Consider the following 12,341-nt stretch of genomic DNA (forward strand, 5'->3'; position numbering starts at 1 on the left):
TCGGGTGATGGCCGGCTCAGCCGACGGTCGGATGGCTGCTGACGAAGGCCAGCAGATCGTGCCGGGTGATGACGCCGATCGGTTTGCCCTCTTCTACCACCATCAGCGCATCGCACTCCGACAACGCCTTGGTGGCCGCCGACAACGGCTCACCCGAGCCGATCAGTGGGAACGGGTCGCCCATGTGCTCGGAGACGGCATCGGCCAGATTGGCGCGACCCTCGAACACCGCACTGAGCAGGTCGCGTTCGGTGACGGCGCCGGCCACCTCACCGGCCATCACCGGCGGCTCGGCGCCGACGACCGGCATCTGGGAGACGCCGTACTCACGCAGGATCTCGATGGCATCGCGCAGGGTCTCCTGCGGATGGGTGTGCACCAGATCGGGCAACGCGCCCGTCTTCCCGCGCAGTACGTCACCCACGAGGGATTCCTTGGCCTTGCTGTCGAGCGGGGTACGCAGGAAGCCGTAGCTGCTCATCCACTCGTCGTTGAAGATCTTGCCGAGATAGCCGCGTCCCCCGTCGGGCAACAGCACCACCACGACCGCATCCGGGCCCTCGCGTTCGGCCACCTGCAGCGCCGCCACCACGGCCATTCCGCAGGAACCGCCGACAAGCAGGCCCTCCTCCCGGGCGAGTCGTCGCGTCATGTCGAAGGAGTCGGCGTCGGAGACCGCGATGATCTCGTCGGGCACTGTCGGGTCATAGGCGCTCGGCCAGAAGTCCTCACCGACACCTTCGACCAGGTACGGCCGACCGGTGCCACCGGAGTACACCGAACCCTCCGGATCCACGCCGACCACCTGCACCGACCCATCGGAGACCTCTTTGAGGTAGCGGCCGGTGCCGGTGATGGTGCCGCCGGTGCCCACACCAGCGACGAAGTGGGTCACTGTGCCCTCGGTGTCGGCCCAGATCTCCGGCCCCGTGGTCTCGTAGTGACTCTGCGGTCCCGCCGGGTTCGAATACTGGTCGGGCTTCCAGGCACCATCGATCTCGCGGACGAGTCGGTCGGAAACCGAGTAGTAACTGTCGGGATGCTCCGGCGGCACCGCCGTCGGGCACACCACCACCTCCGCGCCGTAGGCCCGCAAGACGTTGCGCTTGTCCTCGCCCACCTTGTCGGGGCAGACAAAGACGCACTTGTAGCCACGCTGCTGAGCCACCAGCGCCAGACCCACACCGGTGTTGCCGGAGGTGGGCTCGACGATGGTGCCGCCGGGCTTGAGCGCCCCGGACTTCTCTGCCGCGTCCACCATCCGCACCGCGATCCGGTCCTTGCTGCTGCCGCCCGGATTGAGGTATTCGAGCTTGGCCGCAACCAGTCCCGAACCGGGTTTGGTCACCGAGTTGAGTTTGACCAGCGGGGTGTCGCCCACCAGATCCACGACGTGATCAGCGATACGCATGTGTCCATGGTCCCAGAGGCATGGGAACGACTCGAACTCGGACTAAGCTGGCTGCCGTGTCGCGCAGGTGTCATCGGTCTCTTCTCCGGTCAACTCACCGGTTCGCCCGCAAGTCAGGTCAGCATGGACAGCAACCGAATCCTGCGTGACGTGGGCGCCACGGTGGCGGCGACCGCGGCCAGCGCCGGCGCCTCGTGGGCGGCCTACCACTATCTCAACGGTCAAGCGGCCGAAGCTCGTACGGTGATCCCCCATCGCACCGACGACGCCCCCAACGGCGACGGGATCTACTGGCCCGACGGCACCGGACCCCACCGCTACACGCGCGACGCCGCGGTCGATCTGTTCCTCGCTGTCTTCGGGGATTCCACCGCGGCGGGCCTGGGCGCCGACATCGCCGACGAAACGCCGGGGGTGCAGGTGGCGCGGCGGGTCGCCGCGGAGACCGGCAAAACCGTCCGGTACGCGAACAAAGCCATCGTGGGCGCCACGTCCAAGGGGTTGGCGGCGCAGATCGACGCGATGTTCATCACCGGCGAGCGTCCGGATCTCGCGATCATCCTGGTCGGGGCCAACGATGTCACCGCCCGCAACGGCATCCGTACCTCGGCACGGCGCCTCGGCGAGGCAGTCGCTCTGCTGGTGGCGCAGGAGGCGGAGGTCGTGGTGGGCACGTGTCCCGATCTGGGCGTCATCACTGCTATCCCACAACCGTTGCGCACCGTCTTGCGCCGTTGGGGACTCTCGCTTGCCGCAGCCCAACGGGGTGCGGTGCGAGCGGCAGGCGGACGTGCGGTGCCGATGGCCGATCTGCTCGCCAGTGAGTTCCTGGCCAAACCCGAGCACCTGTTCTCGCCTGATCAGTACCACCCGTCGGCGGCCGGATACGCGCTGGCCGCCGACATCCTGCTGCCCGAGGTCCTTGCGGCCATCGATGAGTGGGGCCCCACACCGTTGCCGCAACCCCCTGAGGTGTCCGAGGCCGTGGAGCAGCGTCGGATCATCACCCGGGTGCGCCACCTGCTCGGCCGGACTCACGACCGCGTAACGGCCGGGGAGTAACGTGACGCACATGCCTGAAGCAGTCATCGTCGCCCATGCCCGCTCCCCGATCGGTCGCGCCGGAAAGGGATCCCTCAAAGACGTCCGCCCGGACGAATTGTCCCGGCAGATGGTCGCCGCGGCCCTGGCCAAGGTGCCCGAACTCGATCCGCGCGACATCGAGGACATCCATTGGGGAATCGGACAGCCCGGCGGCCAGGGCGGCTACAACATCGCGCGCGTGATCGCGGTCGAGCTCGGCTACGACCACATCCCCGGGGTCTCGGTGAACCGCTACTGCTCTTCGTCGTTGCAGACCACCCGGATGGCGCTGCACGCCATCAAGGCGGGCGAAGCCGACGTGTTGATCTCCGGTGGCGTCGAGAGCGTCTCGAGCTTCGGAATCTCCGGTGGCGCCGACGGCGCACCGAACTCCAAGAACCCGGTGTTCGACGAGGCCATGGCCCGCACCGAGAAGTCCGCCGAGGGTGGTGCCGGAACCTGGCACGACCCGCGCCAAGACGACCTGATCCCCGACGTGTACATCGCGATGGGTCAGACAGCGGAGAACGTCGCGAGTTTCACCGGCATCTCCCGCGAAGATCAGGATCGCTGGGGTGTGCAGAGCCAGAACCGCGCCGAAGAGGCCATCAAGGCCGGATTCTTCGAGCGTGAGATCGACCCGGTCACGCTGCCCGACGGCACGAGCGTGACCAGCGACGACGGCCCGCGCGCGGGCACCACCTACGAGAAGGTCAGCCAGCTCAAGCCGGTGTTCCGTCCGGACGGCACCATCACCGCGGGCAACGCCTGCCCGCTCAACGACGGGGCTGCCGCGCTGGTCATCATGAGCGACACCAAGGCAAAGGAGCTGGGGCTGACGCCGCTGGCGCGGGTCGTGGCGACCGCCGCGACCGGCCTGTCGCCGGAGATCATGGGCCTCGGCCCGATCGAGGCGATCCGCAAGGTGCTGCGCATCTCCGGGATGTCGATCTCCGACATCGACCTCGTGGAGATCAACGAGGCCTTTGCGGTGCAGGTGCTCGGGTCGGCGAACGAACTCGGCATCGACCACGACAAACTGAACGTGTCCGGCGGCGCCATCGCTCTGGGTCACCCGTTCGGGATGACCGGCGCACGTATCACCACCACCCTGCTCAACAACCTGCAGACCCACGACAAGACCTTCGGAATCGAGTCGATGTGTGTGGGTGGCGGTCAGGGCATGGCGATGGTGCTCGAGCGGCTCAGCTGAGCGAGCGGCCACAAGCCCACCGCTGACGGTTTTACCCCAGAAGTTGCCGAGCCCTCCACGCGTTTGTGGAGGGCTCGGTCATACCCCGGGGGGGGAGAGAAACCGCGGGTCAGCGGTCGACGGCCACCGATTCGGGTAGATCGGCGGTCACGTGGGATTCCGGCTCGTCCACCGCGTGCGGCTTCCGCACGAAACAAACGATCGCGATCAGTACGAAGCTGAGCACCCCGGCGACCGTGAACACGCGCTGCACACCGTGGCTGATCGCTTCGGCCTCGACGATTCCGGCATCCTGATCCGCGGTGGCCACCACCGTCATCACCGTGATGAACAAGGCGGTGCCCGCTGCGCCGGCAACCTGCTGAAAGGTGCCCAGGACGGCAGAGCCGTGTGAATACAACCGCGGCTCGACCGACCCGAGCCCCAGCGTCATCAACGGCGTGAACGTGGCGGCGAGCCCGAGGCACAGCAGCGCGTTGGCACTCATCAACAGCCACGGCGATGTCGACGGGTTCACGCCGACGAGCAACCACACACCCGCGCTCACCGTCATGGTGCCGGGGATCGCCAGCACGCGTGGACCCTTCGCGTCGTAGATGCGCCCGACCAATGGTCCGGCCAAGCCCATGATCAGGCCGCCCGGCAGCGTCAGCAGCCCGGTGGTCAGCGGGTCCAGACCCAGCACCGTCTGCGCGAAGTACGGGACGACGATGAAGGTGCCCAGCATCGTGGCCATCGCGACCACCATCGCGCCCATGGCCAACGAGAACTGTGCGGAACCGAAGACGCGCAGATCCAGCAAAGCGCGATCACTGCGCTGCAGCACCAGCTGCCGGGTGAGGAACGCGGTCAGCGCCACGACGCCGACGGTGAACGGAATCCACACCGGCACGGCGGCATCGGCCTCGGCCGACTCACCGACCCCGGCCAGGCCGTAGACGAGACCACCGAAACCGAACACGGCCAACGGGATCGACAGGTAGTCGATGGGCGCGGCCACCCGCTCCCCGACCGGGCGGACCAACACCGCCCCGACGATCAACGCGAGCACTGCGATCGGCGCGACGAAACCGAAGATCCACCGCCAACCGAAATGATCCAGGATGAAGCCCGACACCGTCGGCCCCAGCGCCGGCGCCACCGCGATGACCACGGAGATGTTGCCCATCATCACGCCACGCCGATGTTCGGGCACCACGGTCATGACGGTGGTCATCAACAGCGGCAGCATGATCGCGGTACCCACCGCCTGAATGACCCTGGCCACCAGCAGGATCTCGAAACCCGGGGCGAGACCGGCCACCACCGTCCCGATGCTGAACGCAGACATCGCGACGATGAACAGGGTGCGCGCTCCCACGCGCTGGATGAGGAACCCGGTCAGCGGGATGACCACCGCCATGGTCAGCATGAACGCCGTCGTCAGCCACTGACCCACGCTGGGCGGGACGTCGAGGTCGCGCTGCAGCACCGGGATGGCGATGGTCATGACGGTCTCGTTGAGGATGACCACGAATGTCGCGACCAGCAGGACAGTGATCAGCAACAGGTCGGGTCGGGAGAGCGCGTCGGCGCGACGTGTGGGTAGAGGGTGAGCAGCAGTCACCGATGAGGTCCTTTCGCGAGGCATGAAGTGTTGACCGATGTGGCCGGCGCGATTCATCGCCGACCGGTGACTGCTCAGCACATGAGAGCGAACGCTACCAAGACCACACGATGTGATGCGAGAACATTTTGCGTGCCTCGGGTCGCCGGGCTGACCTCGGTGGTGGCGCGCGACCCGCTGTTTCCCATACGGCCGCCGAGCCGGACACGCAGCCGGGCCCCGCACCAACAGTGCGGGGCCCGGCTGTGCAGGGTCGGGTCGGACCTACTCGGAGTTGAAGTAGCTCAGCAGACGCAGGATCTCGACGTAGAGCCAGACCAAGGTGACCGTCAGGCCGAGTGCGACGCCCCAGGCGGCGCGCTCCGGTGCGCCGGCCCGGATCAGCCGGTCGGCGGCGTCGAAGTCGAGCAGGAAGCTGAAGGCCGCCAGGGCGATGCACACCAGCGAGAAGATGATCGCCAGCGGGCCGCCGTCACGCAGGCCGAACCCCTCGCCGCCGTTGAAGAAGCCGATCACGAGGTTGCCCAGCATCAGGACGATGACGCCGATCATGCCCGCGAAGAGCATGCGGGTAAAGCGCGGGGTGACGCGGATGGCGCCGACCTTGTACACCAGCAGCATCCCGAAGAACACACCAAACGTGCCGAGCACGGCCTGCCCGATCAGTGCTCCGGCCGACGTGTCACCGGACACCATCCAATTCGCGAACACAAACGAGATGGAACCGACGAACAGACCCTCGAGCAGTGCGTAACCGAGCACGATCGCCGGGTTGTCCTGCTTCCGGCCGAAGGTCGCGACGAGGACCAGGGCGAGGCCGCCGAGCGCGCCGACGAGCATCAGCGGCGTGGCGAGCGCTTCGTTGGAGTTCACCAGGAAGTACGAGACGATCGCGGAGATCGTCAGCACCCCCAGAGTCATTGCGGTCTTGGTGACCACATCGTCGATGGTCAGCTGGCGGCTGACCGACGGCGCCTGCTGCGTGTACGGGTCGGCTTGCTGCCCGTACTGATTCCACATGGCACCCTGACCGGCGGCGGCCGTCCCGGCGCCGAACCCGGCGGGGCCGGTCTGGTTATCGCGGACCACGCCGCGCATAACCGGGTTGCTGCTCTCTCGCACCTACGTGCTCCTTCGTGCTCGATTGGTCTGTGGTGACGTCTGCAGTGACAACGTGTACAGCTGCCGTCAGGTTCCGACTTTACCTTCTCTTGACCCGGACCGTCTCTCGCTGCTCCCCGCGGGCGCCCGGTCAGGGCTGCACACGCCGCAACGCACCCAACCAGCTGCGCGCTTCGTCGCACCGGAGGTCCAGGCCGAGCATGCCCAGGGTGGTCCGCCCCAGACACACCGAGCGCAGCAACGTCTCGGCCAGGCGGAGATCGGGGCCCCAGGACAGCTCTGGTTTTGCCAACATCAGCGACGCGACACCGTGCGCCGCGGCCCACAGCTCGAGCACCACCTCGCCGACGTCGGATTCCGGAAAGAAGCCCTCGTCAGCGAGCTCACCGACCGTCGCCGCGATGCGGGTGAAAGCCGACGCGGAGAGCACCTCGTCGACCTTCGACAACCCGGGCTCCGACTGCCGGAACGCAATCCGGTAGAGCACCGGGGTCGACATCGCGAACCGCACGTACGCCATGCCCAGTTGCAGTGCGCGTTCGAGCGGATCATCGAGCCCAGCGGCGACCGCTGCGAACTCGCCGTCGAGTTGCTCGAAGTAGCGGGCACACACCGCGTCGAGCAACGCGTCCTTGTCGGCGAAATGCAGATAGATCGACGGCGGTGTCACACCGACGCGCGAGGCAACGGCGCGGATCGACACCGCTGCGTCATCCCCATGCTCGACCAGCAACTCGGTTGCCGAGGAGATGATCTCCTCGGCGAGCAGTTCACCCGATCCGCGGGGTGATCTGCTCCTCTTCGGAATGCTCTGCACTGTGCTCCTGTGTCGATGGTCGGCGTGCGACCGGCGCGTCCGGTCCGGGTCCCTCCGACAACCCGATCCTGTCGTGCAGCTGTCGTAGCGGCCCCGGTGCCCACCAGTTCGCCCGGCCGGCCAGCCGCATGAACGCCGGCACCAACAGCATCCGGATGATGGTGGCATCCATGAGGACCGCGAGAGTCAGTCCCACCCCGAACATACGCATGAACGACACCTCGGATGCCGCGATCCCGGCGAACACGATGCTCATCAGTAGCGCCGCCGCGGTGACCACCCGGCCCGTGCGGGCCAGTCCCACCGCCACGGCGTGATCGCTGTCGGCCCGTGTGCGCTGCGAGGCGAGCCACTCCTCACGGATGCGCCCGAGCAGGAACACCTCGTAGTCCATCGACAGGCCGAAGGCGATACAGAACATCAGGACCGGCATCGTCGCGACCAGATAGCCGGTCGCCGTGGTACCCAGGCCGGCGGCATGTCCGTCCTGGAAGAACCAGACCATCGCACCGAACGTCGCCGAGAGCGACAAGATGTTGAGCACCAGCGCCTTCAGCGGCAGCACGACGCTGCCGGTGAACAGGAACAACAGCACGAATGTGGCCACCGCGATAGAGCCGAGCACCCATGGCAGATGCGCGTAGATCGAGTCGACCGTGTCGGCGTTCGTCGCAGCGAGGCCGGTGAACAGCACCTCCACGCCATCCGGTGACTCGACGGCCCGCAACGCGTCGAGCTGATCTCGTCCGTCTTCACGCATCGGTTCGGCGCTCGACGCCACCGAGACGATCGATACGTCACCGCGCTGGTTGCCGGTCGAGCCCGGCCCCACGGCCTGTCCGTCGACGAAAGTGCCTGTCGGGGTGGTCACCGAGTCGACGCCGGACACCTGGGACAGCTCACCGGCATACCCAGACAGCGAGTGCGGATCGCCGACGCCCGACGCCACGATCGTCACTGTTGACGACAGATCCTGGGCGAAATCGTCGCGGACCTCCTGCGCGATCACATGCGCCGACGCCGAGGGGGGCAGGACGCGATCGTCAGGGAACCCGAACCGGATACCCAGGAACGGCGCTCCCAGGACAAGCAAGATCGCCGTCACCACGAGCGCGACCGGTAGTGCGTGGCGCAACACGAACTGCACCATCCGATACCAGCGGGTCTGTTCGATCGGCCGCGGTGTCGGTGCCGCGCGGCCGAACAACCGCCGAACCGGTCGACGCACATCGAGGGCATCCACCCGCGGACCGAGCACCATCAGCAGTGCCGGGGTGAGGATGAGCGCGGCGGCCGCAGCGACCACCACGACACCGACGCCGGCATAGGCGAACGAGCGCAGGAAGTACATCGGGAAGATCGCGAGCGCGACGAGCGCCAGCGCAACGGTCACCGCCGAAAAGGCCACGGTCCGTCCCGCTGTCGCCATCGTCGTCACGATTGCGGCCCGGCGATCCGACCCCCGCGTGACCTCCTCGCGATAGCGGGTCACGAGGAGCAAGGTGTAGTCGATGGCCAGGGCCAGGCCGAGTGCCGTCGTGAGGTTGAGCGCGAAGATCGACACATCGGTGAGTTCGGCGATGACACGCAGCAACGCGAAGGTCCCGACGATGGCGACGATTCCGATGACCACCGGCAGGGCTGCGGCGACCAGACCGCCGAACACCACGATCAACACAAGGAAGCTGATCGGGATGGCAATCCCCTCGGCTATCGCCAGATCCCTCGTCGTCTGTTCGTTGACCTGATTGAACACCAGCCCCTGCCCGCCCACGCGAACCGAGATCCCGTCCCGGTCACCGGTGAGCTGCTCTTCGATCTCACTGGCATAGGCGGGGGCGTCCTCTTCCCCGCCGTCCAGCGTGGCGATCACGAGTGCCGACGACGAGTCCTCGCTGACGAGCGCCGGCGCGAGTTCCGGATTACCCCAGACCGACAGGATCGGTTGCTGCACATATTTTTTGGCGGCGAGCTCGGCGACGATGGAGTTGCCCACCTGCTGCGCCTGCGGGTCGGTGGACATGTTCATACCCGGCGGGCCATCGAGTTTCACCACTACCTGCATGCCACCGCGACCGAAAGTGTCATCCAAGATCTCGTCGGCACGGGCCGAGGCCGACGTCGGATCGCTGTAACCACCGGACAGCAGGTGCTGCGCGGCCGTCGCCCCATACAGCCCGGCCAGCACGAGCAACAGCACCGCCCCGGCGAGCACCGCTCGCGGGGCGCGTAGGACCAGCGCCGTCGTCTTCGCCATATCACTACCCCCCGGAGCGTTTGGTTATCGCCGTTAAGTTATCAGCATTAATCGAATGTGGTCAATCGTTCCATCGGACGAAAAAGCGTGTCCGGCAGCGATCACGCGGAACTCCCTCGCCGCTCAAGTGAAACGTGTTCTAATTCACTCCGCCCACCCCCTCGTCCGATGGATGTACCGATGCCCTCAATCGAGTCGCCCGATCCCAGCGAGATCGCGCGCCCCACGTCATCCCGCCGCGACCCGGGGTGGCTTCGTGACCGCCTCGACAATTGGCTCCCCACAGCAGTCGGCGGACCGGCGACCATCACCCGTCTCGAGATCCCCTCGGCCAACGGCATGTCGAGTGAGACCATCGTGCTGGACGCCCAGTGGTCGGGAAGCACCTATGAACTGGTGGTACGCGTCGCCCCACTCCCGCAGAGCGATCCCGTGTTCCCCACCTACGATCTCGATCGGCAGTTCCGGATCATCGAGCACGTCGCTGCCACCACCGGCGCGCTGGTGCCCCCGCTGTACTGGTCCGAACCCGACCCGGAGCCACTGGGCGCGCCGTTCTTCGTGATGGGCCGGATCGACGGCCTCGTGCCACCGGACGTGATGCCCTACACCTTCGGCTCATGGTTGACCGAGGCCGACGACGACCAACGACGCACCCTCACCGAGACGACGATCGCCACTGTGGCGATGATCCACTCCGCACCGGTCCCCAAGGAGTCACTCGACCTCCCGTGCCCGGGCGAGACGCCCCTGGCCGCCCATGTTCGCCGGCTGCGCGAGTTCTATACCTGGACCTCGGCCGGACGCGCGGGTTCCCCGCTGATCGAGCGAGGATTCGATTGGGCGATGGCGCATCTGCCCGACGAATCAGACCCGGTACTGACCTGGGGGGACGCCCGGATCGGCAACATCATCTACCGGGACTTCACGCCGACCGCGGTGCTGGACTGGGAGATGGCGGGCTACGGCCCTCGGGAACTCGACGTGGCCTGGTTGATCTTCCTGCACAGGTTCTTCCAGGACCTCACCGAGATGGCGGGCATGCCGGGACTTCCCGACTTCTTGGCACGCGACGACGTCGCGGCGACGTACACGCGAGTCAGCGGCCACGAGCTCCGTGACCTGGACTTCTATCTGACCTATGCGGCGCTGATCCACGCCGTCGTGATGTTTCGTATCCAGTCCCGCGCCATCCACTTCGGGCAGGCCGAACAACCCGATGACACCGACGACATGATCATGCATCGCGCCACGCTCGAGGCGATGCTCGCCGGAACATACTGGGAGAACGTGCGATGACGCTGTCCCCGATGGACGACTACCCCATTCATCAGGTCGCCGAGGTCATCCGGCATGTGCAGACCTCCGATCGCAACTTCTACGACCGCTACTACTTCAACTGCCATGGCCCGGGCGCGGATTCGCCGTGGCTGATCATCGGACTGGGCGTCTACCCGAATCTCGGTGTGGCGGACTGTTTCGCAGTGGTGCGTCATCACGACGAACACATCGTCGTGCGCGCATCCCGGGCGCTGGGAGCCGATCGCAGCGATCTGCGGATCGGCCCGTTCACCATCGAGATCCTCGAAGGGCTGCACCGTCTTCGGGTCGCGCTCGACCGCGGGCACGGCGACCTCGCGTTCGACCTCGTCTTCGACGCGGCCGGCCCTGCGGTTCTCGAACCGCGCCATTTTCAGCGGCAGATCGAGCGGGTGTTCTTCGACACTCAACGATTTGTGCAGACGGGCACCTGGCGCGGGGCATTGACCGTCGACGGCGAGTCGTTCGAGGTCACCGGCCCCGACTGGCGCGGCAACCGCGATCGATCCTGGGGTGTGCGACCGGTGGGCGAGGCAGAGCCACCCGGCCGGAAGGCCGACGCGAACGTGTCCGGGACGTTCTTCTGGATCTACTCGGTGATGCGGTTCGCCGACTTCTCGATTGTCGTCGTGGTTCAGGAGACCGAGACGGGCGAACGATTGATGGACGACGCGCGCCGCGTCTGGGATGACCCGGATCGCGAACCCGAGTGGCTCGGCCATGTGGCCCATGACATCTCGTTCGTTCCGGGTACGCGCGACGTCGCCGCCGCCACCCTCCGCTTCACCCGCCCGACCGGGGTGGTCACGACCGTGGCCTGTCGGCCCCAGCTGGCCAATCACCTCGCGTTCGGCACCGGCTATGGCCTGGAACCGGATTGGCGTCACGGTATGTGGCAGGGCGAGCTGAAGGTCGAAGACCTCCACCTCAAGGTGTCCGAACTCGATCCCACGATGAAGATGTTCTGTGTCACCGACCATCTCACCCAGTTCGTCGCAACGATCGACGACGCAGCGGTCAGCGGCGATGGGCTGTTCGAATTCGCCGCGATCGGGCCGCACGAACAATACGGATTCACCGACTACACCGATACGGCGTAGGTCGCCGATCGGGCCGGAGAACACCCGTGCCATGCTGGTTGTCGGCTGGCATGCGATGCCAGGCCCCTATAGCCCAATTGGCAGAGGCAGCGGACTTAAAATCCGCCCAGTGTCGGTTCGAGTCCGACTGGGGGCACTGTGTTGGCTTCCGTTTCACGATGGTTCGATGCGGAGAGCAGCGGAGCCGACGACCTTTGCTCCAAATGTTGTCGTACCCCGTCGATACTCTGGATTTGTTCGATGACGCCGCGCCGGTGCCCGTTTCACGATGGTTCGATGCGGAGAGCAGCGGAGCCGACGACCTTTGCTCCAAATGTTGTGAGGTTCCCCCCGAACCGTAGAGGCATCGATAATGAGGAGCACGATGCCAGAGAAGCGGAAGAAGTACGACCGGGAGTTTCGTGATGGGGCG

9 protein-coding genes and 1 tRNA gene are annotated in these 12,341 nt (G+C 66.3%); 5 read left to right on the plus strand and 5 right to left on the minus strand.

Features of this window, described 5'->3' with window-relative positions; genetic code table 11:
- Positions 1 to 16: 16 nt before the first annotated feature.
- Positions 17 to 1,411: a cystathionine beta-synthase gene (locus tag ACIGKQ_RS14930; protein WP_266059633.1), complete on the minus strand. Its 1,395-nt coding sequence runs from the start codon at positions 1,409 to 1,411 to the stop codon at positions 17 to 19.
- A gap of 123 nt (positions 1,412 to 1,534) precedes the next feature.
- On the opposite strand from ACIGKQ_RS14930, the gene ACIGKQ_RS14935 reads away from it, so the two are divergent.
- Together ACIGKQ_RS14935 and ACIGKQ_RS14940 are read left to right on the plus strand one after the other, a co-directional pair.
- Positions 1,535 to 2,473 carry an SGNH/GDSL hydrolase family protein gene (locus ACIGKQ_RS14935; protein WP_396574284.1) on the plus strand — a complete coding sequence of 313 codons (939 nt, stop codon included), beginning with the start codon at positions 1,535 to 1,537 and terminating at the stop codon, positions 2,471 to 2,473.
- A 10-nt stretch (positions 2,474 to 2,483) separates the two neighbouring features.
- Positions 2,484 to 3,707, plus strand: coding sequence for an acetyl-CoA C-acetyltransferase (locus ACIGKQ_RS14940; RefSeq protein ID WP_396574271.1), 1,224 nt, complete (start codon positions 2,484 to 2,486; stop codon positions 3,705 to 3,707).
- 109 nt (positions 3,708 to 3,816) lie between these two features.
- Here ACIGKQ_RS14940 and ACIGKQ_RS14945 read toward each other — a convergent pair whose 3' ends face one another.
- The 4 genes from ACIGKQ_RS14945 to ACIGKQ_RS14960 form a co-directional block, all read right to left on the minus strand.
- Positions 3,817 to 5,313, minus strand: a complete 1,497-nt coding sequence (locus ACIGKQ_RS14945; RefSeq protein WP_396574273.1) for an MDR family MFS transporter — start codon at positions 5,311 to 5,313, stop codon at positions 3,817 to 3,819.
- Between the two features lie 264 nt (positions 5,314 to 5,577).
- On the minus strand, positions 5,578 to 6,435 hold the full coding sequence (locus tag ACIGKQ_RS14950; protein WP_266059634.1) for a Bax inhibitor-1/YccA family protein: 858 nt from the start codon (positions 6,433 to 6,435) through the stop codon (positions 5,578 to 5,580).
- Between the two features lie 130 nt (positions 6,436 to 6,565).
- The gene (locus ACIGKQ_RS14955; RefSeq protein ID WP_235723639.1) at positions 6,566 to 7,252 is read right to left on the minus strand and encodes a TetR/AcrR family transcriptional regulator; all 687 of its coding nucleotides are present in this window, start codon (positions 7,250 to 7,252) and stop codon (positions 6,566 to 6,568) included.
- A complete protein-coding gene (locus ACIGKQ_RS14960) occupies positions 7,206 to 9,509 on the minus strand; it encodes an MMPL family transporter (protein ID WP_396574275.1) in 2,304 nt (767 codons plus the stop codon). Before ACIGKQ_RS14960 ends, ACIGKQ_RS14955 begins: the two co-directional genes overlap by 47 nt.
- A 180-nt stretch (positions 9,510 to 9,689) precedes the next feature.
- Between ACIGKQ_RS14960 and ACIGKQ_RS14965 the strand changes: the two genes are divergently transcribed.
- The 3 genes from ACIGKQ_RS14965 to ACIGKQ_RS14975 all read left to right on the plus strand — a co-directional run bounded on the left by ACIGKQ_RS14965 (position 9,690) and on the right by ACIGKQ_RS14975 (position 12,065).
- Entirely contained in the window at positions 9,690 to 10,808 is a 1,119-nt protein-coding gene (locus tag ACIGKQ_RS14965) for a phosphotransferase family protein (RefSeq protein ID WP_396574277.1), read from the plus strand.
- Complete coding sequence (locus ACIGKQ_RS14970) at positions 10,805 to 11,929, plus strand: hypothetical protein (protein ID WP_396574279.1); 1,125 nt, start codon at positions 10,805 to 10,807, stop codon at positions 11,927 to 11,929. Before ACIGKQ_RS14965 ends, ACIGKQ_RS14970 begins: the two co-directional genes overlap by 4 nt.
- Before the next feature lie 62 nt (positions 11,930 to 11,991).
- Positions 11,992 to 12,065 (plus strand) — tRNA-Leu (locus ACIGKQ_RS14975).
- Positions 12,066 to 12,341: the final 276 nt, after the last annotated feature.

The organism is Gordonia sp. NPDC062954 (assembly GCF_044543825.1).
Taxonomy (GTDB): domain Bacteria; phylum Actinomycetota; class Actinomycetes; order Mycobacteriales; family Mycobacteriaceae; genus Gordonia; species Gordonia tangerina.